The sequence below is a fragment of the Pseudomonas sichuanensis genome (assembly GCF_003231305.1).
In the GTDB taxonomy this organism is placed as follows: Bacteria; Pseudomonadota; Gammaproteobacteria; order Pseudomonadales; family Pseudomonadaceae; genus Aquipseudomonas; species Aquipseudomonas sichuanensis.
Genome location: NZ_QKVM01000010.1, coordinates 73,085 through 99,448 on the forward strand (window position 1 = coordinate 73,085; position 26,364 = coordinate 99,448).

Here is a 26,364-nt window from a genome sequence, read left to right on the forward strand (position 1 = left end):
AGCCGGCTCCCACACTGACCGCGCCAACCTCGAGGCAAGCATCGTCCCTGTGGGAGCTGGCTTGCCAGCGATGAGGCCAGCACTGACAACAAAAGACAGTTGCTCCCACACTGGCCGCGCCGACCTCAAGCCTTGTGCTGTTCCTGTCGGAGCCGCGGTTCGCCGCTGCGACTTGCCGGCGATAGGGGCGCGAAGCGGCCCCAACAGCCGTCAAACCTGCTGATACACTTGCCCGCACCTGCTCCCGCCACGGACCCTCCCCCATGCTCCATGAGTTGTTCAGCGTCTACCTGAAAATGCTCGTGCTCTACAGCCCGTTCTTCGTGCTGTCGTGCTTCATCAGCCTGACCCGTGGCCACTCCAGCAAAGAGCGCAAGCAACTGGCCTGGCGCGTGGCCATCGCCACGCTCATCGCCAGCGTGCTTTTGTACCTGTTCGGGCGGGTGATCTTCGGCGTGTTCGGCATCACCGCCGACGCCTTCCGTATCGGCGCAGGTTCGGTGCTGTTCATCTCGGCGCTGGCCATGGCCCAGGGCAAGTCGGCGATCCAGACCGACAATGTGCAGCAGGACGTGACCATCGTGCCGCTGACCATCCCGCTGACCGTCGGCCCGGGCACCATCGGTGCGCTGTTGGTGATGGGAGTGGGCCAACCGCACTGGGACGATAAGCTGCTGGCCATCGTCAGTATCGCCCTGGCCAGCTTCACCGTCGGCCTGGTGCTGTACCTCTCGCACCGCATTGAACGCCTGCTCGGCGACCAGGGCCTGCAGATCGTCAGCCGGCTGATGGGCCTGTTCGTCTGCGCCCTGGCGGCGCAGATCATCTTCACCGGGATCAAGGGCTACATGCTGCCGTAACGCGCCTCGGATCTCGAAGATATCCTTGAGTCAGAACCCGGCAGATGCCGGGTGAGACTCGAAGACTATGCAGGCAAGAATGTGCCGTTCAGCAGGTCAGGCTTTGGCGGGGTACCAGCGTGGCGTGTAGACCCACTGGTTGCCGTCGGCACGGGGGAAGGTGCAGGTGGTCGACGAGCCGACCAGCACCATGGTGCGCATGTCGACCATCTCGGGCACCAGCTCGCCCAGCGTGACCGTCCTCAGGGTCTGCCCCGGGCGCCCGATGTCACGCCCCAGCACCACCGGCGTATGCGCCTGGCGATGGCGGCGCACCACTTCCAGTGCATGGCCCAGCTGATGCGGCCGCGACCTGGAGATCGGGTTGTAGAACGCCAGCACCAGGTCGGCCTGGGCCGCCAGGTCGAGGCGCTTCTCGATGATCGACCACGGCTTGAGGTTGTCCGACAGCGACATCACGCAGAAGTCGTGGCCCAAGGGTGCCCCGGCTTGTGCGGCGGTGGCCAAGGAGGCAGAGACGCCCGGCAGGATCTCAAGGTCGACCCGCTGCCAGGCCGGGTCACTGGATTCGTGCAGCGCCTCGAGCACCGCGGCAGCCATGGCGAACACGCCCGGGTCGCCCGACGACACCACCACCACCGAGCGCCCTTGCGCCGCCAGCTCGAACGCATGGCGGGCACGCTGCATTTCTTCGCGGTTGTCGGTGCAGTGCAGCACCTGGTCGTCGCGGAACGGGCCGGCCATGCGCACGTAGGTTTCATAGCCCAGCACGTCCTGGGCCCGCGCCAGTTCGGCCTTGACCGCCGGCACCATCAACTCGGCGGCGCCAGGGCCCAGGCCGATCACGGCCAGGCGGCCACGACGGCGCCCCAGTTGCGCGCTGTCGACCGGCATGGCAGCCACCGCCACAGCCAACCCGGCATGGGTTTCGACCCGTGCCTGTGGCAGCGTATCGGCCAGCATCTGTTCAAGGCTGCTGGCAGCAGGGGCGAAGCGTAGGGCAAGGTTCAGGCTTTGCGCAGCCTCGTGCAACGCCGGCGCGGCCATGTCGGCTTCGCTTGCCAGCAAGCAGGCCAGCGCCGCTTCGGCGATACCCGCCGCCTGCAAGGCTTCACGCACCTGCCGGGCCAGGTCGGCGCCACCGGCGGCAACCGCCACCACCACGCAACGGGCATGGATCACCAGCTCATCCCGGTTGGCCGGGCGCGCCGCACTGCCCACATGCAGGGTGCGCTGCGCGTTGTCGCTGACGGGCAGCTGGGCACGGTCGAGCCAGGGTGCATCGCCTTCGATGCGCAGCGTTTCCCCGGCCAGCAGGTCGGAGACGAAGCGCTTGCCCTGCTCCAGGTCCGCCAAGGCATAGCCCTCTGGCGGATTGAGCAGGCAGGTGCCGAAACGCAGCTCACCGCTGGTGGTGATCGCGGCATTAACGCCCAGTGCCTCGGCGATTTCCCGGGCCATGACATTGACCCCGCCCAGCCCACCGAGCAGCGGCACCACGGCGCTGCCGTCCTCGGCCACGGCCAGCACCGGCGGCTCGCTGCCTTTCTCGTCGAGCAGCGGCGCCAGGGTGCGGATCACGATACCGGCCGCGCACAGCGCGATGATCGGGGTGTCCTGCCGATACAGGGCCCGCAGGGCGTCGCCGAATGCGCTGTAGTAACAGTCTGCCCCCTCAACGCGCCCTTGCAGACCATGGATCACGGCCTGTGGATAACGTTGCTGGATGCGCTGCGCGGTCGCCAGGCTGCCGGGGCCGAGAATGACGATGGCCGGTGCGTTGTTCATCCCTGCCATTTTTCACCCGGCACGATGATCAGCGAGAAGTACGGTGAGGACTGTGGGTCCACCTCGTCCAGCGCCACGATTTTCTGGTTGGCCATGGTCGCACGCTCGACGTACAGCGCGCGGCCATCCATGCCCAGTTCGGTGAGGGCCTGGCGAACCTTGGGGAAGTTGCGCCCCAGCTTCATGATCACCGCCGCATCGGCATCGGCCAGGCGACGCTTGAGTTCGTCGGCAGGCAGCACGCCGGAGAGCACGGTCAGGGTCTGGTTGCGATACACCAGCGGCGCGCCCAGCACCGAGGCCCCCCCGAGCATCGAGCAGACACCCGGGATCACCTGGGCCTCGTAGCGCGACGCCAGGCGGTCATGCAGGTACATGTAGGAGCCGTAGAAGAACGGGTCGCCCTCGCAGATCACCGCCACATCGCGGCCGGCGTCGAGGTGTTCGGCCACCTGCACACTGGCTTCGTCGTAGAAGTCGCTGATCACCTGCTCGTAGGACAGCGGTGCCGGCAGCGCTTCGGTGGTCACCGGGTACACCAGCGGCAGCAGGGTCTGCTCGGCCTGCAGGTGCGCCTCGATGATGCCGAAGGCGTTGCCACGCTTGCCCTTGGCCACGAAGTACGCCACCACCGGCGCTTCACGCAGCAGGCGCAGGGCCTTGACCGTGATCAGTTCGGGGTCGCCCGGGCCCACGCCCAGGCCCAGCAGTCGTCCGCGAGCCTGCATCATTCCACCTCCGTGGCGAGGGCATTGACCGCTGCGGCGGCCATGGCGCTGCCGCCCAGGCGGCCCTGCATGATCACGAAGGGCACGCCGCGGCTGTCGGCGGCGAGCATGGCCTTGGACTCGGCGGCACCGACGAAGCCGACCGGGAAGCCAAGGATCAGCGCAGGCTTGGGGGCACCGGCATCGATCATTTCCAGCAGGTAGAACAACGCGGTCGGCGCGTTGCCGATCACCACCACGCTGCCTTCCAGGTGCGGGCGCCACAGTTCCAGGGCCACCGCCGAGCGGGTGTTGCCCTCGGCCTTGGCCAGCTCCGGCACGCTGGGGTCGCGCAGGGTGCAGATCACCGGGTTGTTCGCCGGCAGGCGCGCGCGGGTGATGCCTTCGGCGACCATGTGCGCGTCACACAGGATCGGCGCCCCCTTGGCCAGGGCTTCACGCCCGGCGGTGCCGGCGCCCTCGGAGAACTGCAGGCCGTCGATGGCCTCGACCATGCCGCAGGCATGGATCACGCGCACGGCGAGCTTCTCCAGGTCGGCAGGAATGCGCTCGAGCCGGGCCTCCTCGCGAATGATGCGGAAGGAATTGCGATAGATCTCCTGACCATCGCGGATGTAATCAATCATCAAGGTGCTCCGTCGGCAGGTCGAGCATGGCGCCTGCTTCTTCTGGGGTGAGGTTGGCGGCGCGCAGCCTGCCGAAACCCGGCAGGCGCGCATCGCGCAGGTAAAGGTCGTAGCGGCCCGGGGCGCAGGCCAGCAAGGTGGCCGGGGCGACATGGGCCACGGCGCAGGAACGGGGGCAGGCGGACAGGTGCACGCTGGCAGGGGCGCCACGCTGCAGGCGGGCGGCCAGGGCAACGGCATCGGCCTTGGTGTCGGCCAGGGCCTTGGCACAGCCGCTGGAGCCCGTGCAGGCGGTGACACGGGCCAGTGGCTGGTCAGGGGCGCAGAGCAGGCCCAGCGCCGCGAGCTGATCGCGGGCCTGGCCGATGGATTCCTGGGCGAGCGAGGTCAGCACCAGGCTCTGCCAGGGGCTCAGGCGCAGGCTACCGTCACCCCACTGCCGGGCGATGTGCGCAGCGCCACGCAGCATGGCCGGCGTCAGGCGCCCCAACGGCGGGGCCACGCCGAGGGCCACGCCTTGACCTTGCGCCAACACGCCCAGCCAGGCATCCGGTGCCTGGGCGCGCCGCCAGCTCGACACGGCAGCGTCGCGGCGGATGTCCAGCCCGTCGATGAACTGCTCGACGCTGCAAGTCGCCAGCAACTGACGCATGCGCGACTGCTCGGGCGTGGCCAGGTCGAGAAAGCGCGCAAGCACTGCCCAGACCAGCGCCACCCCCTGTTCCACCGGCACCGCGCCCACTGGTGGGTCGACCGGGCAGCCCGCCAGGCCGAACATCAGCCAGGTGCGCTGCTCCAGCCGTGCGGCGGACAGCCACAGGTCATGGGGGTGTTCGAGCATCGCCAGCCCTTCGCCGCCGTCGAGCTGCACGGCGAACTTGGCCGACAGCTCATGGAAGCGTGGCGTGCCTTCAAGCAGGTCGAGGATCTGCCCGGCCAATGGCCGGGTGTCGAACAGCATGCTGGGGTCGAGCCCGGCCAGCGGGCTGAGCATCAGGTTGCGCACATCGTCGCCGGCCGCCTCGCGCGGGCCCAGGCCCGCCGCCAGCAGGTACTCGACCAGCCCGCGGTGGTCGTTGCCGATGCCACGGATCTGCAGATTGGCGCGGTTGGTAGCCTCGATCACGCCGCCAGCGAAGCGCTCGGCGGCGTCGGCCACCGCCTCGGCCTGGTCAGCCAGCAGCAGGCCGCCGGGCAGTTTGATCCGGCAGATGCCGCCATCGCGCGCGGCGACGACGCGCCACAACCCCGGGCAGGCCGAGGGACGAGGCGTAATGTTGGGGGGCTGGGCCTGCTTCAAAGGGGCATCCGGCAATCGTGAAGGTGCGCTTCAGTGTAGAAGGCGCGGTATTATGCCTGCTTTGCTCGGCGGCATGAAAAGCCGGTGGTCGAGCATCTGCTGCGATTGATTAGAAATCCTGAACCGCGTCGCCTTTTTCGCGGGTAAACCCGCTCCCACAGAATTACGCGGCCCCTGTTGGCGGTGCTGTACCTGTGGGAGCGGGTTTACCCGCGAAGAGGCGCGAAGCGGCTCCAACATTGGCGGAACGAACCACATGGCCCCCTGGCTCACAGTTATAGGCATCGGCGAAGACGGCTTCAGCGGCTTGGGCAAGCAAGCCCGACGCGCCCTGCTGGCGGCCACGCACATCGTCGGCAGCCCGCGCCAGCTGGCCCTGCTGCCCCACTGCACGAACGCCGAGCAGGTCCATTGGCCCAGCCCGTTTTCGCTGGAGCCGGTGTTGGCCCTGCGCGGCCAGCCGGTGTGCGTGCTGGCCAGCGGCGACCCGATGTTCTACGGCGTCGGCGCCAGCCTGGCGCGCCAGTTGCCCAGCAGCGAGATGCAGGTGCTGCCGATGCCCTCCTCCTGCGCCCTCGCCGCCGCCCGCCTGGGCTGGCCGCTGCAGGACGTGCAGGTGGTCTCGGTGGTCGCCCGCCCGCTGGCCACGCTCAATGCCCACCTGTTCAGCGGCCTGCGCCTGCTGGTGCTGAGCAACGACCAACACAGCCCGGCCGCCATCGCCGCGCTGCTGCGCGAACGCGGCTTCGGCCCCAGCCGCCTGCAGGTGTTCGAGCATCTCGGCGGGCCACTGGAGCGCCAACTGAGCGGCACGGCCGAAGACTGGCCGCACGCCGATATCGCCGCGCTGAACCTGGTCGCCATCGACTGCCAGGCCAGCGTCGATGCCCCACGCCTGCCCCGCGTCGCCGGCCTTCCGGACAGCGCCTTCCAACATGACGGCCAGTTGACCAAACGCGATGTACGCGCCATCACCCTGGCCCGCCTGGCGCCGCAACCGGGCGAGCTGCTGTGGGACGTGGGCGCCGGCTGCGGCTCGATCGGCATCGAGTGGATGCGTGCCCACCCCAGCTGCCGCACCCTGGCCATCGAGGCCGACGAAGGCCGCCAGGGTTTCATCGAACACAACCGCGATGCCCTGGGCGTACCCGGCTTGCAGCTGATTCGCGGCAAGGCCCCGCAGACACTTCACGACCTGGAGCGCCCCGATGCGATCTTCATCGGCGGCGGCGTCACCCGCGAAGGCGTGCTGGCGCTGTGCTGGGAGCGCCTGCGCCCTGGCGGGCGGCTGGTGGCCAATGCCGTGACCTTGCAGAGCGAAGTCGCCCTGGCGCAGTTCCGCCAGCAGCATGGCGGCGAACTGACCCGCATCCATATCGCCCACACCCAGCCGTTGGGCAGTTTCGACACCTGGCGCCAGGCGCTGCCGATCACCCTGCTCGACGTGGTCAAACCTCTCGATGCGTGAAGAAACCCGCGAACAACCCGCGCCCCTGCGCAGCGGCCTGACCACCGGCAGCTGCGCCACCGCCACCAGCCTTGCGGCAGCACGCCTGCTGCTGACCGGCCAGCCCAATGATGCGGTGCACATCACCCTGCCCAAGGGCAAGGTGGTAGAGATGCGCCTGGAGTTCTGCCGCGCCTGCGCAGGCGGCGCCGAGGCCGGCACGCTCAAGGATGCCGGCGACGACCCGGATGTCACCCATGGGGCGCTGCTCTACAGCCAGGTGCGCCTGCGCGCCGAACCCGGCATCCGCTTTGTCGCCGGGCAAGGCGTGGGTACCGTGACCCGTCCGGGCCTGGTACTGGGTGTCGGCGAGCCCGCGATCAACCCGGTGCCGCGGCGGATGATCAGCGAGCACTTGCAGCAGCTGGCAAACGAATGTGCCTACGCCGGCGGTTTCGAAGTCACGGTCAATGTCCGCGACGGTGAAGCCCTGGCCCTGAAGACCATGAACCCGCGCCTGGGCATCCTCGGCGGGCTGTCGATCCTCGGCACCAGCGGCATCGTCCGGCCGTTCTCCTGCGCGGCCTATATCGCCTCGATCCACCAAGGCATTGATGTTGCCCACACCAACGGCTACACCCACATCGCCGCGTGCACCGGCAACGCCAGCGAAGACACCATGCGCCGGGTGTACGGCCTGCCCGAAATCGCCCTGATCGAGATGGGCGACTTCGTCGGCGCCGTGCTCAAGCACCTGCGCAAGGTGCCGGTGCCGCGCCTGAGCCTGTGCGGCGGCTTCGGCAAGATCAGCAAGCTGGCCGCCGGGCACATGGACCTGCACAGCCGCCATTCGAGCATCGACCTGCCACAGCTGGCCGGCTGGGCCGCCGACATTGGCGCCGACGCAGCGTTGCAAACGGCCATCGTCGGCGCCAACACCAGTCAGCAGGCCCTCGCCCTGGCCCATACCGCCGGTATCGCCCTGGGCGACGAAGTCTGCCGCCATGCGCTGGCCTTCGCCCGCAGCGTGGTGCCGGCCCAGGTGCAGGTGGAGGTGTTCGCCATCGACCGCCAGGGCGGCATCGTCGGCAAGGCGGGCGTGCAATGAAGGGGCGCATCCTGCTGCTGGGCGGGGTGACCGAGGCCCTGGCCATCGCCCGCACACTCGGGCCGCAGCATGTTTACAGCCTCGCCGGCATCGGCCGCGTGCCCCAGGACCTGGCCTGCCAGGTGCGGGTTGGCGGCTACGGCGGCGCCGAAGGCCTGGCGCGCTACCTGGGTGAGGAAGGCATCGAGCTGCTGATCGACGCCACTCACCCCTATGCCGCGCAGATCAGCCAGAACGCCGCGCAGGCTGCGGCCATGGCCGGCATTCCCTGTTGGGCGCTCAGGCGCCCGGCCTGGCAGGCGCAGCCGGGGGACGACTGGCGCGAGGTGGCGGGATGGGATGAATTGATCGAGGCACTGGCACCGTTCCAGCGACCGCTGTTCACCCTCGGGCGTGAGCCGTTGCAACATCTGGACGAGATTCCTTTGCATCAGTTCTGGACCCTTCGTGCCCTCGACGCTTGCCCGGGTAATGAGCGCTGCGAGGTGATCGGTGCGCGTGGGCCGTTCCGTATCGACGATGAGCGCGCGCTGTTCGAACGTCGGCAGATCGATGTGCTGGTGAGCAAGAACAGCGGTAGCGTGGCCACCGAGCCGAAGCTGGAGGTGGCGCGGGAGCGGGGGGTGCCGGTGTTGGTGCTCAAGCGGCCGGTGTTGCCGGAGGTGGAGCGGGTTTTCGAAAGGGCTGAGGTGCTGTTGGAGGCGCTGGAGGCACATCGCGTCAGGGCTGACAGGTGTTCGCCGAAAGATATGCAGCGCTCTTGAGATCGAGCGCCGCCCGCGCGGCGCATCGCGGCACAAGGCCGCTCCTACATCTGTTTCGGGACAATCCCTCCTGTGCCATCACCTGGTCCGCCTTATTGGTACGACGCGGTTTCAGTGTGGGCGTTGCCGCCGCCCCGCATGACTCAAGGCATGCACCAAGGCAGGCGCTGGTACTTTCACAGGAATAATTGGCCCGAAACAGATGTAGGAGCGGCCTTGTGCCGCGATGCGCCGCGCGGGCGGCGCTCGATCTCACAGGCGCTGTAAAACCTTCGGCGAACACCTGGCTGCGCTGCATATCTATCGCCGAACACCTGTCAGCCCTGACACAAACTCCGTGAAACCCAGAGACACATCCAACCGATGGCCCCACCCGCCGCTCTTGCCGTAAACTCACCCCCCCTCTACTGGAAGGCCCCACCCATATGGAAATGCAATGGTGGATCTGGCTCGTCTTCGGCGTGGCCCTGATCCTGCTGGAACTGGTGCTCCCCACCTTCTTCATTCTCTGGTTCGGCATCGGCGCCGTGCTGGTGTCGCTCATCGCGCTGCTCGCCCCCAGCCTGCAACTGGATATGCAAGGGCTGCTGTGGGTCGTGTTCTCGTCCATCACCACAGTGCTGTGGTTCAAGGTGTTCCGCCGCAAGAAAGCGGACGTACGCTGGACCGCCGACAGCGTGATCGGCGAGGTCGGCCTGCTGACCGCCAGCGTCTCGCAGTTCCAGAAAGGCCGCGTGCGCTTCCAGAAGCCGATCCTCGGCAACGAAGAATGGACCTGCGTCGCCGACAGCGACATCCCCGCCGGCGAGCGTGTGCGCCTGGCCGCCGTCGAAGGCAACACCGCCCGGGTCACCCGGGCTTGAATCCGCACTAAAAGGAAGTTCGCAAACATGACCAGCCTCATCGTCGTCGCCACCCTCGCCGTATTCGTCCTGATCACCGTGTTCAAGGGGGTGCGCATCGTGCCTCAGGGCGAGGAATGGATCGTCGAACGCCTGGGCCGCTACCACAGCACCCTCAAGCCCGGCCTGAACATCGTCATCCCGTACATGGACGTGGTTGCCTACCGCCTGCCGACCAAGGACATCATCCTCGACGTGCAGCAGCAGGAGATCATCACCAAGGACAACGCGGTGATCGTCGCCAACGCCCTGTGCTTCGCCAAGGTCGTCGACCCACAGAAAGCGTCCTACGGTGTGCAGAACTTCTCGTTCGCCGTCACCAGCCTGACCATGACTTCGCTGCGCGCCATTGTCGGCGCCATGGACCTGGACGAAGCGCTGTCCAGCCGCGAGCAGATCAAGGCGCGCCTGCGTGAGGCGATGTCCGAACAGACCGAAGACTGGGGCGTGACCGTGCGCTCGGTGGAGATCCAGGACATCAAGCCATCGCCGAGCATGCAGACCGCCATGGAGCGCCAGGCCGCCGCCGAGCGTGAGCGTAAAGCCGATGTGACCCGCGCCGAAGGCAACAAGCAGGCCGCCATTCTCGAAGCCGAGGCGCGGTTGCAGGCGGCCAAGCTGGATGCCGAAGCCCAGGTCAACCTGGCCGAGGCCTCGGCACGGGCGATCACCCTGGTGAAGGAAGCGGTGGGCAGCGAGACGGTGCCGGCCATGTACCTGCTGGGTGAACGCTACATCGGCGCGATGGAGAACCTGGCGAGCAGCGACAATTCGAAAGTCGTGGTGCTGCCGGCCGACCTGCAAGAGACCGTGCGCGGTTTGATGGGCCGCGCCAAGGCCTGATACCCCAAGCCCTGCGGGTGCGGGCATCGTGGATGCCAGGCATTGTGGGAGCGGGCTTGCCCCGCGATAGCGCCATGCCTGGGAGTGATGTTGCCTGGGCGGGCCCCATCGCGGGGCAAGCCCGCTCCCACAATGCCTGCTCCCACAATGCTCGCTCCCACAAGCCTGCTCCCACGATCTGCCCCAGGTGCGGCACTTCACCGCACCCCGGCATTTTTACCTATACTCCGCCGTACAATAGCCATCACGATTCCTGACCGGATCTCTCCATGCCCCCACGTCGGCACATCGCCTGGATAGCCTGCCTTGCAGTGCTGTTCAACCTGCTGGCCATGCCGCTGTCCTCTGCCGCGCCCAAGGGCCCGGCCGAACAGCTGCTGTGGGGGGCGTTCTGTTCGAGCATGGCGAACAAGGCCAAAGTCGATGTACAGGCCCTGGCCAAGATCGACCTAGGCCCGCAAAGCGATGACAGCGCCAGCATGATGAACTGCTGGTGCTGCTCGGGCGCCGCGCCTTTGCTGGCCTTGCCCGGCTACCCGCCACAACTGCACAACCCGCCGTTGCTGCTCACCGGGCACGTTGCGCACCTCGCCGACTACCAGCCCACGCCGCGCCAGTTATGGCCTGCGCTCAATCCCCGTGCCTCTCCGCTGGCCTGATGTTCACTACGCTGTCCATCAGAACCTGAACAGACCGGAGATTCACCCATGCTCAAGCAAGCCCTTGTCCTGGCCGCCCTGCTGCTGCCCGGCGCCTATGCCAATGCCCATGAATACACGGCAGGCGACCTGCACATCGCCCACCCCTGGTCACTGGAACTGCCGCCGAACGCGCCCAACGTGGCGGCCTACTTCGTCGTGCACAACAACGGCAAGGCCGATGACCGCCTGCTCTCGGTGGACAGCCCCATCACCGATGACGCCCAGTTGCACGAACACGTGATGAGCGCCGCCGGCGCCATGAAGATGCAACACGTGCAAAGCGTCGTGGTGCCGGCCGGCAAGGACGTGGTGTTCGCCCCCAGCGCCTACCACGTGATGATCATGCAACCCAAGGACCGCAGCCTGCTCACCGACGGCAAGCGCTTCCCGCTGACCCTGCACTTCGAAAAAGCCGGTGACGTCACCGTCGACGTGGCCGTGCAGAAGCAGCCACCGACCGACCAGCCCGCGTCGCACGAGCACGCACACTGATCAGCTGACAGGCGCTCGCCATGAGCCTGCCGCGCAACAGCTCGACCCGCAGCACCCGCCCTGATCGCAGGCGCGTCGGTGGCGGCTGGCTGAGCCTGTTCGCCATGTGGATGATCTTCATCGGCCCACTGGTTTCCCAGTCGATGCCGATGGAGCACCACGCCGGCATGGCCATGCCGATGGACATGTCGATGGCCATGCCCATGGAGCATGGCCACGATCATCACCAGGGCCACGGCAACGATGGCCAGCTGCATGTGATGTGGGAAAAGTGCGGCTACTGCAGCCTGCTGTTCAACTGCCCCGCCCTGCCCCAGACCCTCAGCCCGCTTACCGCGGGCAGCGTACTCCCCCCCGTCCACCTGCCCGTCGCCACGCGCCAGGGCCATGCCCGGCAGGCTGTATTCCCCGGCGCGCGCAGCCGCGCGCCACCCACCTCGATCGTCGTCTGAAACCACTTTTCTACTGCCCGAAGCCAGGAGGCTTCGCGCCGACTCACGACTGATCGACTGGAATCACTATGTCCGGCTGTACCCCTGTTTTCGCCCTTTCCCTGCGCGGGACCATCGCCCTGCTGTGCGGCTCACTGCTCGCCCCCCTGGCCGTGGCCGCCGAAACCGGCCACGAAGGCCACGCCCACGACACTGCCGAGCTGAGCCCGACGGTGATCACCGCCATCGCCCCCAGCTCGCCACTGACCGTGGTCACCAACCCCAAGGACCCACGCCAGCCGGTGCCGGCCAGCGACGGCGCCGACTACCTCAAGACCATCCCCGGGTTCTCGGTGATCCGTGCCGGCGGCACCAACGGCGACCCGGTGCTGCGCGGCATGTTCGGCTCGCGCCTGAACATCCTCACCAACGGCGGCATGATGCTCGGCGCCTGCCCCGGCCGCATGGATGCGCCGACGTCGTATATCTCGCCGGAAACCTACGACCGCCTCACCGTGATCAAGGGCCCGCAAAGCGTGATCTGGGGCCCCGGCGGTTCCGCCGGGACCATCCTCTTCGAACGTGAACCGGAAAAGTTCGGCGAGCTCGGCAGCCGGGTCAACGCCAGTGTGCTGGTCGGCTCCAACGGCCGCTTCGACAAGGTGCTCGACGCCGCCGCCGGCAACTCGCTGGGTTACGTGCGCTTCATCGGCAACCAGTCGCATTCCGACGACTTCGATGACGGCAACGGCGACACCGTGCCCTCGCGCTGGGACAAGTGGAACGGTGATGCCACCGTCGGCTGGACCCCGGACGCCGACACCCTGCTGGAGCTGACCGCCGGCAAGGGCGACGGCGAGGCCCGTTCCGCCGGGCGCGGCATGGACGGCTCGCAGTTCAAGCGCGAAAGCCTCGGCCTGCGTTTTGAAAAGTCCAACCTCGGCGAGGTACTCGACAAGGTCGAGGCGCAGGTCTACTACAACTACGCCGACCACGTGATGGACAACTACAGCCTGCGCACCCCGTCGGGCACCGGCATGATGGGCATGCCCATGGTCAGCAACGTCGACCGCCGCACCATGGGCGCACGGATCAAGGCCACCTGGCGCTGGGCCGACGTGCAGTTGATCAGCGGCATCGACGCACAGACCAACGAGCACCGCCAGCGCGGCGGCATGGGCATCGACGCGCACAAAGGACAACCCTGGACCAAGGACGCCGACTTCCACAACTACGGCGCCTTCGGCGAACTGACCTGGTATGCCACAGGCGTTGACCGCCTGATCACCGGCGCCCGCCTGGACCGCGCCTCGGCCCGCGACTTCCGCAAGGCCAGCCCGACCCAGGGCGACACCCGGGCCGACACCCTGCCCAGCGGCTTCGTGCGCTACGAGCATGACCTGGCGGCAATCCCCGCGACCACCTACATCGGCCTCGGCCATGCCCAGCGCTTCCCCGACTACTGGGAGCTGTTCTCGCCCAAGCTGGCCCCGGCCGGCGCAGCGAACGCCTTCGACGGCATCAAGCCGGAGAAGACCACCCAGCTCGACTTCGGCATCCAGTACCAGGGCGAACGCCTCGAAGCCTGGGCCTCGGGCTACGTCGGCCAGGTGCGCGACTACATCCTGTTCGACTACCGCCGCACCATGATGGGTGGCTACACCTCCCAGGCACAGAACATCGACGCCCGCATCATGGGCGGCGAACTGGGTGCGGCCTACAAGCTCACGGAAAACTGGAAGGCCGACGCCACCCTGGCCTACGCCTGGGGTAAGAACAGCAGCGACGGCAAGGCGCTGCCGCAGATGCCACCCCTGGAAAGCCGCCTGGGCCTGAGCTACAGCCGTGACGCCTGGAGCGTCGGCACGCTGTGGCGGCTGGTGGCCGAGCAGAACCGCATCGCCGAGAACCAGGGCAACGTGGTGGGCAAGGACTACGGCAAGAGCGCCGGCTTCGGCGTGTTCTCGCTCAACGGCGCCTACAAGATCAACAACAACCTCAAGCTCAGCGCGGGCGTCGACAACCTGTTCGACAAGGCCTACGCCGAGCACCTGAACCTGGCAGGGAATGCCGGGTTCGGCTATCCGGCGAACTCGACGCAGCCGGTGAACGAGCCAGGCAGGACCTTCTGGACCAAGGTCGACTTCAGCTTCTGACAACAACAAACGGGCGCGGGGCCTGACCGCGCCCAACTCAGGTCTACGGGAGGCTCCCATGAGCAAACCAAACGTATCGTTCTACAACCTGGCCTGGCGCTGGCATTTCTATGCCGGGCTGTTCGTCGCGCCGTTCATGATCCTGCTGGCGATCACCGGGATCATCTACCTGTTCAAGCCACAGCTCGACCCGCTGATGTACCGCGACTTGATGGTGGTCGAGGCCGGCCACCACCGGCAAAGCGCCGACACCCTGCTGGCCAACGTGCGCCAGGCTTATCCACAGGGGCACGTGGGCCAGTACCTGCCGCCGCTGGACGCCGAGCGCAGCGCGCAGTTCGTGGTGCACGACGGCGGGCGCGAACTCAATGTGTTCGTCGACCCGTACAGCGGCAAGGTGCTGGGCGAGCAGGACGGCAAGCAGAACCTGCAAGCCATCGCCCGCGCCCTGCATGGCGAGCTGATGGTCGGCACGGTCGGTGACCGGCTGGTGGAACTGGCGGCCGGCTGGGGCATCGTCCTGGTCGTGTCCGGCCTCTATTTGTGGTGGCCACGCGGGCGCAGCAGCGCCGGGGTGCTGTGGCCACGCTTGAGCGCACGCGGCCGGGTGCTGTGGCGCGACCTGCACGCGGTCACCGGTTTCTGGGGCTCGGCCCTGTTGCTGCTGATGCTGATCAGCGGCATGACCTGGACCGGCCTGTGGGGCAAGCAGTACGCCGACCTGTGGAACCGCTTCCCGGCGGCCATGTGGAACGACGTGCCGAAGTCGGACAAGCAGGCGGGCGAGCTGAACGACGCCCACCGCCAGACCGTGCCCTGGGCGCTGGAAAACACCCCGATGCCGGTGTCCGGCGCGCATGCCGAGCATGCCGGCCATCACATGGCCGACCAGGCGCCTGCCGCGCCGCAGGTCAGCCTGCAGCAGGTCGAGGATGTCGCCACCCTGCGCCAGGTCGCGCCGGGCTACAGCATCACCTTGCCAACCACTGCCGACGGCGTGTTCACCATCGCGGTATTTGCCGACGACCCGCGCAACGACGCCACCCTGCATGTCGATCAGTACACCGGCAAGGTGCTGGCCGACGTGCGCTGGCAGGACTACAGCCCAGTGGCCCGCGCCACCGAGCTTGGCGTGATGCTGCACGAGGGCAAGATGTTCGGGCCGCTGAACCAGATCGTCATCCTGCTGGTGTGCCTGATGATCCTGCTGGGTTCGGTGAGCGGGCTGGTGATGTGGTGGAAGCGCAAGCCCGCCAGTGGCCTGGGCGTGCCGCCGCTGCGCCATGACCTGCCGCGCTGGAAGACCGCCGTGGGGGTGATGGTGGTGCTGGGCGTGGCGTTCCCGCTGGTGGGGGTGTCGATGGTGGTGATGTGGGTGGTGGATAGCCTGGTGGTGAGGCGCCAGGTGATGGTCAGGGCCTGACATCGCAATCGCGGGGCAAGCCCGCTCCCACGCCAATCTCACAGGGCAGGCGTGGGAGCGGGCTTGCCCCGCGATGAGGCCGGCACCGGCAACCATTGATTCCGGTCATGCCGAGCACCAGGCTGCATCGCCAAAATCGTGTCGATCTGTCGCGCCCCCATCTGGAACGGGCGTGTTAGCCTAGCCGGCTACCTCTGACAAGAAGACTGACCCTCAATGGAATGCAGCCTATGACCCGGACCTCCTCCACCCCTGCTGAAGACCAGCACCTGCAACGCAACCTGACCAACCGCCACATCCAGCTCATCGCCATCGGCGGTGCCATCGGCACCGGCCTGTTCATGGGCTCGGGCAAGACCATCAGCCTGGCCGGCCCGTCGATCATCTTCGTCTACATGATCATCGGCTTCATGCTGTTCTTCGTCATGCGCGCCATGGGCGAGCTGCTGCTGTCGAACCTCAACTACAAGTCGTTCATCGACTTCTCCGCCGACCTGCTCGGCCCCTGGGCCGGCTACTTCACCGGCTGGACCTACTGGTTCTGCTGGGTGGTCACCGGTATCGCCGACGTGGTGGCGATCGCCGCCTATACCCAGTTCTGGTTCCCCGACATGCCGCAGTGGATCCCCGCGCTCAGCTGCGTGGCGCTGTTGCTGTCGCTGAACCTGGTGACGGTGAAGCTGTTCGGCGAGATGGAGTTCTGGTTCGCCCTGATCAAGATCGTCGCCATCCTCGGCCTGGTGGTCACCGGCCTGTACATGGTCATCACCGGCTTCCAGTCGCCCGGCGGCGACACCGCGAGCCTGGCCAACCTGTGGAACGACGGCGGCATGTTCCCCCACGGGCTGATGGGCTTCTTCGCCGGCTTCCAGATTGCCGTGTTCGCCTTCGTCGGCATCGAGCTGGTGGGCACCACTGCCGCTGAAGCCAAGAATCCCGAGCGCACCCTGCCCCGGGCGATCAACTCGATCCCGATCCGCATCATCGTGTTCTACGTGCTGGCCCTGGTGGCGATCATGGCGGTCACGCCATGGCGCGACGTGGTGCCGGGCAAGAGCCCGTTCGTCGAGCTGTTCATGCTGGCCGGCCTGCCGGCGGCGGCGAGCATCATCAACTTCGTGGTGCTCACCTCCGCGGCCTCGTCGGCCAACAGCGGGGTGTTCTCCACCAGCCGCATGCTGTTCGGCCTGGCCCAGGAAGGCGATGCGCCCAAGGCCTTCGAAAAACTCTCGCGCCGTGCGGTGCCGGCCAACGGCCTGTACTTCTCCTGCGCCTGCCTGCTGCTGGGGGCGGTGCTGATCTACCTGGTGCCCGACGTGGTCGAGGCGTTCACCCTGGTGACCACGGTGTCGGCGGTGCTATTCATGTTCGTCTGGACGCTGATCCTGCTGTCGTACCTGAGCTACCGCAAAAACCGTGCGGCGCTGCATGAAGCGTCGAGCTACAAGATGCCCGGCGGGCGCTTCATGTGCTACGTGTGCCTGGTGTTCTTCGCCGGCATCCTGGTGCTGCTGAGCCTGCGTGACGACACCCGCCAGGCGCTGGTGGTGACGCCGATCTGGTTTGTGCTGCTGGCGGTGACCTATCAGTTCGTGCGCAGCAAGCGCCAGCCGCGTGCCACCGTGCGTGGGGCATCGAACAACTGATCCTGAACCCATCGCGGGGCAAGCCCGCTCCCACGCCGACCTCACACAGCAGGCGTGGGAGCGGGCTTGCCCCGCGATGGGGCCCGCTAGCCTTGCTCCAACCCCTCAAGCACGGCCTCGGCCAGCGCCAACCCTTTCTCCAGCGAATTCTCCGTAGCCGTCAGCAAACTGCGCAACGGCTCCCCGGCCTTCTCCAACGCGGCGGCATTGGTCTCATACGCCGCCTTCAACGCCGCCACGGCGCACACCAGCGCATCCTCGCTATCCACCCCGGCATGCACCGAAAGCATCGGAGCGTGGGCGTGATTGCAGGTGCCGAACTGTGAACAGGCGGTAACGGGGCGGGGTTTGCAAATGGCGGGATTGACCCGCGATTCCGGGTTCATAGGTGCACCTCTCGCTGAAGGGCATCGATGAGAGGTGCGCCAGCGACAGGCGCGAACGGGGGATCTGGAACGATCTTCTTGAGCATGGTGCATCTCCTTGCAGCTCTCTCTTTATGAAGCTCCGCTCCCACACGCCAATATGGGTGGGCGAAGCCGTGCGGGTTGGCGTGCCGGCAGAGAGAACCGGTGAGCCCGAAGGCTCCCACACACGACTCCGCCCATAACGGGTGCAGCCATGCAGAACACCGCCACAAGGTGCGTCAGTGCTCGATCTCTCTGATTACGGGACGCCAATCCCGAACCGCAGAAACTACTGCGGTGGGGCACGGTACTCAAGTACCGCTTATGTGTCAAAAGTGTTCACGGGCACTGGCCCCAATCCTGTGCAGGCCCAACCTGCAAGCACCATCCTGGACGCCCCAAACGCCCCGAATCGTCGCACAACCGCTCTACTACAAGCCTTACGCCGCTCGGCACAGCCTTTGCAATCTCCGACCTGCCAGCACCACAACCCTCACATCGGAGTGACCAAATGAAGCGACGCAGTCTGATCAAGGCCTTCACCCTCAGCGCATCGATCGCGGCGATGGGCCTGAGCTGGAGCATCCAGGCCGCCGAGACCATCAAGGTCGGCATCCTGCATTCGCTGTCGGGCACCATGGCGATTTCCGAGACCTCGCTCAAGGACATGGCGCTGATGACCATCGACGAGATCAACGCCAAGGGCGGGGTCAACGGCAAGCAGCTCGAAGCGGTGGTGGTGGACCCGGCGTCCAACTGGCCGCTGTTCGCCGAAAAGAGCCGCCAGCTGCTGACCCAGGACAAGGTGGCGGTGGTGTTCGGCTGCTGGACCTCGGTTTCGCGCAAATCCGTGCTGCCGGTGTTCGAGGAGCTCAACGGCCTGCTGTTCTACCCAGTGCAGTACGAGGGTGAAGAGATGTCGCCGAACGTGTTCTACACCGGCGCCGCGCCGAACCAGCAGGCGATCCCGGCGGTGGAGTACCTGATGAGCGAAGACGGCGGCAGCGCCAAGCGCTTCTTCCTGCTGGGCACCGATTACGTCTACCCGCGCACCACCAACAAGATCCTGCGCGCCTACCTGCACAGCAAGGGCGTGGCCGACAAGGACATCGAAGAGGTGTACACGCCGTTCGGCCACGCCGATTACCAGACCATCGTCGCCAACATCAAGAAGTTCTCCGCCGGCGGCAAGACGGCGGTCGTCTCCACGGTCAACGGCGACTCCAACGTGCCGTTCTACAAAGAGCTGGCCAACCAGGGCCTGAAGGCCACCGAGGTGCCGGTGGTGGCGTTCTCGGTGGGTGAGGAAGAGCTGCGCGGCATCGACACCAAGCCATTGGTGGGGCACCTGGCGGCGTGGAACTACTTCGAGTCGGTGGATAACCCGGTCAACCAGAAGTTCGTCGCCGACTGGAAGGCCTACGCCAAGGCCAAGAACCTGCCGGGCGCCGACAAGGCGGTGACCAACGACCCGATGGAAGCCACCTACGTGGGCATCCACATGTGGGCGCAGGCCGCCGAGAAGGCCAAGTCCACGGACGTGGACAAAGTGCGCGAGGCGCTGGCCGGGCAGAGCTTCAAGGCGCCGTCGGGCTTCACCCTGACCATGGACAAGAGCAACCACCACCTGCACAAGCCGGTGATGATCGGCGAGATCCAGGATGACGGGCAGTTCAGCGTGGTGTGGCAGACCGAGCAGCCGCTGCGGGCGCAGCCGTGGAGTCCGTTCATTCCGGGGAATGACAAGCGGCCTGACTATGCGGTGAAGGGCAACTGACGCCATCGCGGGGCAAGCCCGCTCCCACGCCGCCCCCACGTGAATGAGGGACAGCGTGGGAGCGGGCTTGCCCCGCGATGAATCCACCGCCGATTTCCAGGATGGCCCGCATGCTTAGACTTCTGCTCACACTATTGCTGCTTCTACCCCTGGCCACCCAAGCCAGCGAGGGCGAATTCTTCCTCAGCGCCAAGCCAGCCGAACAGGCCAGCCTGCTCGAAACCTGGGCCGCACAACCCGATGCCGCGCGCCTGCCGCTGCTGGAAAACCTGCGCCAAGGCCGCATCGCCGAGGGCGACACCCGCAAGCTGCGCCTGAACAACCGCCTGCGCGGGCTGCTCGACAACACCCTGGCCAGCCACCAACTGCTCAGCGATCAGGCCGACACCCGCCTGGCCGCCGCCCAGCAATTGCAGAAGAGTGCACAGCCCGCCCAGATGGCCTTCCTCGACCGCCGCTTCGCCGCCGAGCCAGACGCCGCCGTCCACGCCGCCCTGGGCCTGGCCCTGGCCAACCTGCAACTGGGCGCCAGCGAACCCGCCGTGCGCCTGGCCGCCGTGCGCCTGCTGGGCGAAACCGGCGACCCGCTGGCCCGCACCCGCCTCGAAGCGCTGCTGCAACCTAACGCCGAAACCGACGCCACCGTGCGCACCGCCGCCGAAACCAGCCTGGCCCAGGTGCAACGCAAACTGCTGGTAGGCGAACTGCTGGGCCAGGCCTTCAGTGGCCTGTCGCTGGGCTCGATCCTGCTGCTGGCGGCCCTGGGCCTGGCGATCACTTTCGGCCTGCTCGGGGTGATCAACATGGCCCACGGCGAGATGCTGATGCTCGGCGCCTACAGCACCTATATGGTCCAGGTGCTGCTGCAGCGCTACGCGCCAGGGGCGATCGAGTTCTACCCGCTGATCGCCCTGCCGGTGGCCTTCGCCGTCAGTGCCGGGGTCGGCATGGCCCTGGAACGCACGGTGATCCGTCACCTGTACGGCCGCCCGCTGGAAACCCTGCTGGCCACCTGGGGCATCAGCCTGATCCTGATCCAGGCCGTGCGCCTGATCTTCGGCGCGCAGAACGTCGAGGTGAGCAACCCGGCCTGGCTGTCCGGCGGCATCCAGCTGCTGCCCAACCTGGTGCTGCCCTACAACCGCATCGTCATCATCCTGTTCGCCCTGGCCGTGGTGCTGCTCACCTGGCTGCTGCTCAACCGCACACGGCTGGGCCTGAACGTGCGCGCAGTGACCCAGAACCGCAACATGGCGGCCTGCTGCGGGGTGCCCACCGGGCGCGTCGACATGCTCGCCTTTGGCCTGGGCTCGGGTATCGCCGGGCTGGGCGGCGTGGCCCTGAGCCAGGTCGGCAACGTCGGGCCTGACCTGGGCCAGAGCTACATCATCGACTCGTTCCTGGTGGTGGTGCTCGGCGGTGTCGGGCAACTGGCCGGCAGCCTCTGGGCCGCCTTTGGCCTGGGCATCGCCAACAAGCTGCTGGAGCCGCAGATCGGTGCGGTGCTCGGCAAGATCCTCATCCTTGCGCTGATCATTCTGTTCATCCAGAAGCGCCCGCAAGGCCTGTTCGCCCTCAAGGGACGGGTAATCGACTGATGAACCAGCCACTGCTTGTCACTGCCGCACAAAAGGCCGGGCCGCGGGTTTCGCTGGCCCTGGGCGCCGCCGTGGTTCTGGTGCTGCTGGCCTTGCCGCTGCTGTCGCTGTTGCCCGACGGGCACGCGCTGCAGGTCTCGGCCTACACCCTGACCCTGGTGGGCAAGATCCTCTGCTATGCCATCGTCGCCCTGGCGCTGGACCTGGTGTGGGGCTACGCCGGGCTGTTGTCCCTGGGCCACGGGCTGTTCTTCGCCCTCGGTGGCTACGCCATGGGCATGTACCTGATGCGCCAGGCAGCCGGCGACGGCCTGCCGGGGTTCATGGCCTTCCTGTCGTGGAACGAGCTGCCCTGGTACTGGGCCGGCACCCAGCACTTCGCCTGGGCCCTGTGCCTGGTGGTGCTGGCGCCGGGGTTGCTGGCACTGGTATTCGGCTGGTTTGCCTTCCGCTCGCGGATCAAGGGCGTGTACTTCTCCATCATGACCCAGGCCCTGACCTTCGCCGGCATGCTGCTGTTCTTTCGCAACGAGACCGGCTTTGGCGGCAACAACGGCTTCACCAACTTCCGCACCATCCTCGGCTTCGACATCACCGCGCAAGGCACTCGCGCGGTGCTGTTCCTGCTCACGGTCGGCCTGCTGCTGGCCAGCCTGTGCCTGTGCTGGCAGCTCACCCGCAGCAAGTTCGGCCGGCTGCTCACCGCCGTGCGCGATGCCGAGAACCGCTTGATGTTCTGCGGCTACGACCCGCGTGGCTTCAAACTGCTGGTGTGGGTGCTCAGCGCCGTGCTGTGCGGCCTGGCCGGGGCGCTGTACGTGCCGCAGGTGGGCATCATCAACCCCAGCGAGATGTCGCCGACCAACTCCATCGAGGCGGCCGTGTGGGTGGCCCTGGGCGGGCGCGGCACGCTGATCGGGCCGCTGCTCGGCGCCGGGCTGGTCAATGGCATGAAGAGCTGGTTCACCGTGGCGTTCCCCGAGTACTGGCTGTTCTTCCTCGGTGCGCTGTTCATCGTCGTCACCCTGTACCTGCCCAAGGGCGTGGTCGGGCTTGTGAAGAAAAGGAGCCAGCCATGAGAGGCGTGCCCCCGGTGCATCCGGAATTCATGTTGGAACCGGTGTTCGACCCACTCGGTGCCGGCCGCGACGCCATCGGCCTGGGCCAGCCGCGCAAGGCCGGGCTCGACACCCGCCACGGCACGGTGCTGAGCCTGGAGGACATCAGCGTCAGCTTCGACGGCTTCAAGGCGCTCAACGGGCTGAACCTGTACATCGGCGTGGGCGAGCTGCGCTGCATCATCGGCCCCAACGGCGCGGGCAAGACCACGCTGATGGACGTGATCACCGGCAAGACCCGCCCCGACAGCGGCAGCGCCTACTTTGGCGACACCCTCGACTTGACCCGCATGAGCGAATACCAGATCGCCCAGGCCGGGATCGGCCGCAAGTTCCAGAAGCCCACGGTGTTCGAGGCATTGACGGTGTTCGAGAACCTGGAGCTGGCCTTGAAGGCCGACAAGTCGGTGTGGGCCAGCCTGGCGGCGCGCTTGAGTGGCGAGCAGCGCCAGCGCATCGACCAGGTGCTGAGCACCTTGCGCCTGCTGCCATTGGCCCAGCGCCCGGCCGGGCTGTTGTCCCACGGGCAGAAGCAGTTTTTGGAGATCGGCATGCTGCTGGTGCAGGAGCCGCAGTTGTTGCTGCTGGACGAGCCGGTGGCGGGCATGACCGACGCCGAGACCGAGTTCACGGCCGAGCTGTTCCGCACGCTGGCAGGCACGCATTCGCTGATGGTGGTGGAGCACGACATGGGCTTCGTGGGCAGCATTGCCGACCATGTGACGGTGCTGCACCAGGGCAGCGTGCTGGCGGAGGGATCGCTGGCGCAGGTGCAGGCGGATGAGCGGGTGGTCGAGGTGTATCTCGGTAGATAGGCCTGCGGGGGTTGCGTGGGAGCGGGCTTGCCCCGCGATTGCGCCAGCCCGGCCAACATCACTTCCAGGCCTGACGCCATCGCGGGGCAAGCCCGCTCCCACGCTCAAATCACACAAGGGCACAACATGCTGAAAATCGACACCCTGCACCAATACTACGGCGGCAGCCACATCCTGCGCGGCCTGACCTTCGAGGCCAAGGTCGGCGAGGTCACCTGCCTGCTCGGGCGCAACGGCGTGGGCAAGACCACCCTGCTGCGCTGCCTGATGGGCCTGCTGCCAGCCCGCGAGGGCCGGGTGGAATGGGAAGGCCAAGCGATCACCGCACTCAAGCCGCAGCAACGGGTACAGGCCGGCATCGCCTACGTGCCCCAGGGCCGCGAGATCTTCCCGCGCCTGACGGTGGAGGAAAACCTGCTGATGGGCCTGTCGCGCTTCCCGGCCCGCGAGGCACGGGAGGTACCCGCGTTCATCTACGAGCTGTTCCCGGTGCTGGAACAGATGAAACAGCGCCGTGGCGGCGACCTGTCCGGCGGCCAGCAGCAACAGCTGGCCATCGGCCGTGCCCTGGCCAGCCGCCCGCGCCTGCTGATCCTCGACGAACCGACCGAAGGCATCCAGCCGTCGGTGATCAAGGAGATCGGCGCGGTGATTCGCAAACTCGCCGACCGTGGCGACATGGCCATCCTGCTGGTGGAGCAGTTCTATGACTTCGCCGAGGAACTGGCCGACCAGTACCTGGTGATGGCCCGTGGCGAGATCGTCCAGCAGGGGCGCGGCGAAAACATGCAGGCCGAAGGTGTGCGTGGCCTGGTTACCATTTAATCTGAATCCACTTCCCTTGCGAGACGCTGTCATGAGTTACCCGATTCGCGATGCCTTGGCCGCTGACCTGCCGGGCATCCTCGCCATCTACAACGACGCCGTGCGCAACACCACGGCGATCTGGAACGAAACCCCGGTCGACCTGGCCAACCGCCAGGCCTGGTTCGAGGCCCGCGCGCAGCAGGGCTACCCGATCCTGGTGGCGGTGGATGAAACCGGGGTGCTGGGCTACGCCTCGTTCGGCGACTGGCGGCCCTTCGAAGGCTTCCGGCATACCGTCGAGCACTCGGTGTACATCCGTGGCGACCAGCGTGGCAAAGGCCTGGGGCCGATCCTGATGGCGGCCCTGATCGAACGTGCGCGCGCTTGCGACAAACATGTGATGGTCGCCGCCATCGAGAGCGGCAACGCCGCGTCGATCCGCCTGCACCAACGCCTGGGCTTCGCCATCACCGGGCAGATGGCTCAGGTGGGCGTGAAGTTCGGCCGTTGGCTGGACCTGACCTTCATGCAGCTGAATCTGGACGACAACGCCCTTCCCCCCTCAAGGAGCTGAACCCGATGAACGCCGCCCACCTGCAACGCGTCACCCACGAAGGCCTGGCCTATTACCGCGAGGGCCTGGTGGCCCTGCTGCTGGATGCGGTGCGACAGGGTGCTTCGGTGGGCTTTCTGGCGGATATCGACGAGCAGCAGGCCAATGCCTATTTCGATGAGGTGAAGGCGCGCCTGGCCAGTGGCGAGCAACTGTTATGGGTGATCGCCCAGGGCCATGAGGTGCTGGCCAGCGTGCAGCTGGGCCTGTGCCTGAAGCCCAACGGGCTGAACCGGGCCGAGGTGCAGAAGCTGCTGGTGCACAGCGATGCGCGGCGACGGGGGTTGGGGCAGCAACTGATGAATGCGCTGGAGGCCGATGCCCGGCGGATCAGGCGGGGGATGCTGTACCTGGATACCGAGGCCGGCTCCGGCGCGGAGGCGTTCTATCGGGCGCAGGGGTACAGCAAGGCGGGGGAGATCCCGGATTACGCCTGTGGGCCGGATGGGGTGTATCGGGCGACGGCGTTGTATTTCAAGGTGCTGGCTGCCGCCTCAGAACGGCGTTGACGCCATCGCGGGGCAAGCCCGCTCCCACGCCATGTACCGAGGTGCTTCGTGGGAGCGGGCTTGCCCCGCGATGCTGTAGCTCTCACATCTGGGTGAACCTGCCCAGGCGCTGGCGCAACATGCTGTTCTCGCTGCGCAACTGCTGCACCTCCTCCAGCAACTCCAGTGCCAGCGCCACCCCTTCCCACTCCAGCTCCAGCTCCTGATGCAGCTTCACCGCGCGCTTCAACGTAACCGGCGCGCGGTCATCGAACAGCCATTCGTCGGGCGTTCGCCCCGACGGTTCAACAATGCCGTGCTCGACGATCTCGATCACCCAGTCGGCCGTGACATCGGCCTCCTGGCACAGGGTACGCATGTCCAGTTGAACGATCAGGGTGCTGCTCATGGTCACTTACTCCATTGAGTCCTCGGGTTGAACGCAGCTTTCTCGGAGAGCTGGGTCCACAACTCGCGCGCGGCGGCGTCGGACTGGGCGGGCATTACCACTTTCAACTGCGCATAGAGGTCGCCGCGCTCGCCCTGTTTGTTCAACAGGCCCATGCCCTTGACCCGCAGGCGCTGGCCGCTCTGGCTGTCGGGGCGGATGGTCAGGTTGATCTTGCCGGTCAGGGTCGGCACTGCCACCTTGGCGCCCAGCGCAGCCTCCCACGGGGCCAGCGGCACGGTGATGATCAGGTCATGGCCTTCGACATCGAACAGCGGGTGCGGTGCCATGCGCAGGGTCAGGAACAGGTCGCCGTTGGCCCCACCGCCCACACCTGGCGCGCCCTGGCCCTTGAGGCGGATGCGCTCGCCGTCGGTCACCCCGGCGGGAATCTTCACGTTCAGGGTCTTGGTGGTGAACCCGGTGCGCTGGCCGGCGCCGTTGGTCTGCGGCACCTGGAAGCTGATCTGCTTGGATTCGTTGTTCAGGGTCTCTTCGAGGAAGACCGCCAGTTCCAGTTCCACGTCCTGCCCTCGTCTGCCGGTACTGCGCTGTTGCCGGCCGCCACCACCGAAGGGGTTGCCACCCCGGGCGCCGAAGATCGAACTGAAGAAGTCGGAGAAGTCGCCGCCCTCGAAACCGCCGCCGCCGTTGCCGCCGCGGCTCTGCCAGCCAGGCGGGGCCTGGAACGGCCGGCCGTGCTGGCCGCCGTACTTGCGGATTTCGTCGAACTCGGCGCGCTTGTCCTTGTCGCCAAGCACTTCGTAGGCCTCGTTGGCCTCCTTGAATTTTTCCTCGGCGTCACGCTCCTTGCTGACGTCGGGGTGATACTTGCGCGCGAGCTTGCGGTACGCGGCCTTGATCGCCTTCTCGTCCGCGCTCGGTTCGACGCCGAGTATCTTGTAATAGTCTTTGAAGTCCATCTGTGGATCACCAATGTGAAAGTGCAGGTTGCAACTGAAGATAGGGGCCAAGCATAGCCTTTCAAGGTGCGCTTGGCTTTGCCTCACGGCAGACGACCGGTCTTGATTCTGTAGCCAACTGGCATACACTGCGCGGCCGTTTTGCCTCCGGAAGC

26 protein-coding genes are annotated in these 26,364 nt (G+C 66.7%); 19 read left to right on the forward strand and 7 right to left on the reverse strand.

From position 1 onward, the window contains the following. The first annotated feature begins 263 nt into the window (after nucleotides 1–263). Entirely contained in the window at nucleotides 264–860 is a 597-nt protein-coding gene (locus DM373_RS07570; RefSeq protein WP_110992945.1) for a MarC family protein, read from the forward strand. 96 nt (nucleotides 861–956) lie between these two features. Here the strand turns inward: DM373_RS07570 and cobJ are convergent, their stop codons facing one another. The 4 genes from cobJ to cobG are packed head-to-tail and all read right to left on the reverse strand — an operon-like array spanning nucleotide 957 to nucleotide 5,317. Next, nucleotides 957–2,648, reverse strand: coding sequence for a precorrin-3B C(17)-methyltransferase (gene cobJ, locus DM373_RS07575; RefSeq protein ID WP_110992946.1), 1,692 nt, complete (start codon nucleotides 2,646–2,648; stop codon nucleotides 957–959). Next, a complete protein-coding gene (locus DM373_RS07580) occupies nucleotides 2,645–3,379 on the reverse strand; it encodes a precorrin-2 C(20)-methyltransferase (protein ID WP_110992947.1) in 735 nt (244 codons plus the stop codon). The genes cobJ and DM373_RS07580 overlap by 4 nt, the downstream gene beginning before the upstream one ends. Next, the gene (locus DM373_RS07585) at nucleotides 3,376–4,002 is read right to left on the reverse strand and encodes a precorrin-8X methylmutase (RefSeq protein ID WP_110992948.1); all 627 of its coding nucleotides are present in this window, start codon (nucleotides 4,000–4,002) and stop codon (nucleotides 3,376–3,378) included. Before DM373_RS07585 ends, DM373_RS07580 begins: the two co-directional genes overlap by 4 nt. Then, the gene (cobG, locus tag DM373_RS07590; protein WP_110992949.1) at nucleotides 3,995–5,317 is read right to left on the reverse strand and encodes a precorrin-3B synthase; all 1,323 of its coding nucleotides are present in this window, start codon (nucleotides 5,315–5,317) and stop codon (nucleotides 3,995–3,997) included. The genes DM373_RS07585 and cobG overlap by 8 nt, the downstream gene beginning before the upstream one ends. Before the next feature lie 241 nt (nucleotides 5,318–5,558). On the opposite strand from cobG, the gene cbiE reads away from it, so the two are divergent. The 11 genes from cbiE to cycA all read left to right on the forward strand — a co-directional run bounded on the left by cbiE (nucleotide 5,559) and on the right by cycA (nucleotide 17,215). Continuing rightward, nucleotides 5,559–6,770 carry a precorrin-6y C5,15-methyltransferase (decarboxylating) subunit CbiE gene (cbiE, locus tag DM373_RS07595; RefSeq protein ID WP_110992950.1) on the forward strand — a complete coding sequence of 404 codons (1,212 nt, stop codon included), beginning with the start codon at nucleotides 5,559–5,561 and terminating at the stop codon, nucleotides 6,768–6,770. Then, entirely contained in the window at nucleotides 6,763–7,857 is a 1,095-nt protein-coding gene (locus DM373_RS07600) for a cobalt-precorrin-5B (C(1))-methyltransferase (protein ID WP_110992951.1), read from the forward strand. The genes cbiE and DM373_RS07600 overlap by 8 nt, the downstream gene beginning before the upstream one ends. Continuing rightward, entirely contained in the window at nucleotides 7,854–8,621 is a 768-nt protein-coding gene (locus tag DM373_RS07605; protein WP_110992952.1) for a cobalt-precorrin-6A reductase, read from the forward strand. Before DM373_RS07600 ends, DM373_RS07605 begins: the two co-directional genes overlap by 4 nt. Nucleotides 8,622–9,046: 425 nt before the next feature. Continuing rightward, nucleotides 9,047–9,484 (forward strand): NfeD family protein, encoded by a 438-nt coding sequence (locus DM373_RS07610; RefSeq protein ID WP_110992953.1) that lies wholly within the window; start codon nucleotides 9,047–9,049, stop codon nucleotides 9,482–9,484. A gap of 27 nt (nucleotides 9,485–9,511) precedes the next feature. After that, nucleotides 9,512–10,366 carry an SPFH domain-containing protein gene (locus DM373_RS07615; protein ID WP_110992954.1) on the forward strand — a complete coding sequence of 285 codons (855 nt, stop codon included), beginning with the start codon at nucleotides 9,512–9,514 and terminating at the stop codon, nucleotides 10,364–10,366. Nucleotides 10,367–10,635: 269 nt separating this feature from the next. After that, a complete protein-coding gene (locus DM373_RS07620) occupies nucleotides 10,636–11,025 on the forward strand; it encodes a DUF2946 domain-containing protein (protein WP_110992955.1) in 390 nt (129 codons plus the stop codon). Between the two features lie 48 nt (nucleotides 11,026–11,073). Continuing rightward, nucleotides 11,074–11,559, forward strand: a complete 486-nt coding sequence (locus DM373_RS07625) for a copper chaperone PCu(A)C (protein ID WP_110992956.1) — start codon at nucleotides 11,074–11,076, stop codon at nucleotides 11,557–11,559. Nucleotides 11,560–11,579: 20 nt separating this feature from the next. Further along, nucleotides 11,580–12,011 carry a DUF2946 domain-containing protein gene (locus DM373_RS07630; RefSeq protein WP_110992957.1) on the forward strand — a complete coding sequence of 144 codons (432 nt, stop codon included), beginning with the start codon at nucleotides 11,580–11,582 and terminating at the stop codon, nucleotides 12,009–12,011. 68 nt (nucleotides 12,012–12,079) lie between these two features. Beyond that, nucleotides 12,080–14,146, forward strand: coding sequence for a TonB-dependent copper receptor (locus tag DM373_RS07635; RefSeq protein WP_110992958.1), 2,067 nt, complete (start codon nucleotides 12,080–12,082; stop codon nucleotides 14,144–14,146). A gap of 58 nt (nucleotides 14,147–14,204) precedes the next feature. After that, on the forward strand, nucleotides 14,205–15,569 hold the full coding sequence (locus tag DM373_RS07640; RefSeq protein ID WP_110992959.1) for a PepSY-associated TM helix domain-containing protein: 1,365 nt from the start codon (nucleotides 14,205–14,207) through the stop codon (nucleotides 15,567–15,569). Nucleotides 15,570–15,799: 230 nt separating this feature from the next. Beyond that, complete coding sequence (gene cycA, locus DM373_RS07645; protein ID WP_110992960.1) at nucleotides 15,800–17,215, forward strand: D-serine/D-alanine/glycine transporter; 1,416 nt, start codon at nucleotides 15,800–15,802, stop codon at nucleotides 17,213–17,215. A gap of 86 nt (nucleotides 17,216–17,301) precedes the next feature. On the opposite strand, the gene DM373_RS07650 is transcribed toward cycA, so the two are convergent. Further along, on the reverse strand, nucleotides 17,302–17,601 hold the full coding sequence (locus DM373_RS07650; RefSeq protein ID WP_110992961.1) for a hypothetical protein: 300 nt from the start codon (nucleotides 17,599–17,601) through the stop codon (nucleotides 17,302–17,304). A gap of 532 nt (nucleotides 17,602–18,133) precedes the next feature. Here DM373_RS07650 and urtA point away from each other — a divergent pair. From urtA to DM373_RS07685, 7 genes are all read left to right on the forward strand, one after another. Beyond that, the gene (urtA, locus tag DM373_RS07655) at nucleotides 18,134–19,399 is read left to right on the forward strand and encodes an urea ABC transporter substrate-binding protein (protein WP_110992962.1); all 1,266 of its coding nucleotides are present in this window, start codon (nucleotides 18,134–18,136) and stop codon (nucleotides 19,397–19,399) included. A gap of 77 nt (nucleotides 19,400–19,476) precedes the next feature. Continuing rightward, on the forward strand, nucleotides 19,477–20,997 hold the full coding sequence (gene urtB / locus DM373_RS07660) for an urea ABC transporter permease subunit UrtB (protein ID WP_425272568.1): 1,521 nt from the start codon (nucleotides 19,477–19,479) through the stop codon (nucleotides 20,995–20,997). After that, complete coding sequence (gene urtC / locus DM373_RS07665; RefSeq protein WP_110992964.1) at nucleotides 20,997–22,076, forward strand: urea ABC transporter permease subunit UrtC; 1,080 nt, start codon at nucleotides 20,997–20,999, stop codon at nucleotides 22,074–22,076. Before urtB ends, urtC begins: the two co-directional genes overlap by 1 nt. Next, nucleotides 22,073–22,930: an urea ABC transporter ATP-binding protein UrtD gene (urtD, locus tag DM373_RS07670; RefSeq protein ID WP_110992965.1), complete on the forward strand. Its 858-nt coding sequence runs from the start codon at nucleotides 22,073–22,075 to the stop codon at nucleotides 22,928–22,930. Before urtC ends, urtD begins: the two co-directional genes overlap by 4 nt. 126 nt (nucleotides 22,931–23,056) lie before the next feature. After that, a complete protein-coding gene (gene urtE, locus DM373_RS07675) occupies nucleotides 23,057–23,755 on the forward strand; it encodes an urea ABC transporter ATP-binding subunit UrtE (protein ID WP_110992966.1) in 699 nt (232 codons plus the stop codon). A gap of 31 nt (nucleotides 23,756–23,786) precedes the next feature. Beyond that, the gene (locus DM373_RS07680; RefSeq protein WP_110992967.1) at nucleotides 23,787–24,311 is read left to right on the forward strand and encodes a GNAT family N-acetyltransferase; all 525 of its coding nucleotides are present in this window, start codon (nucleotides 23,787–23,789) and stop codon (nucleotides 24,309–24,311) included. 5 nt (nucleotides 24,312–24,316) lie between these two features. Next, complete coding sequence (locus DM373_RS07685) at nucleotides 24,317–24,859, forward strand: GNAT family N-acetyltransferase (RefSeq protein ID WP_110992968.1); 543 nt, start codon at nucleotides 24,317–24,319, stop codon at nucleotides 24,857–24,859. 82 nt (nucleotides 24,860–24,941) lie between these two features. On the opposite strand, the gene DM373_RS07690 is transcribed toward DM373_RS07685, so the two are convergent. Next, nucleotides 24,942–25,247 (reverse strand): chaperone modulator CbpM, encoded by a 306-nt coding sequence (locus tag DM373_RS07690; RefSeq protein WP_110992969.1) that lies wholly within the window; start codon nucleotides 25,245–25,247, stop codon nucleotides 24,942–24,944. Between the two features lie 2 nt (nucleotides 25,248–25,249). Beyond that, nucleotides 25,250–26,209: a curved DNA-binding protein gene (cbpA, locus tag DM373_RS07695; RefSeq protein WP_110992970.1), complete on the reverse strand. Its 960-nt coding sequence runs from the start codon at nucleotides 26,207–26,209 to the stop codon at nucleotides 25,250–25,252. Nucleotides 26,210–26,364 lie beyond the last annotated feature (155 nt).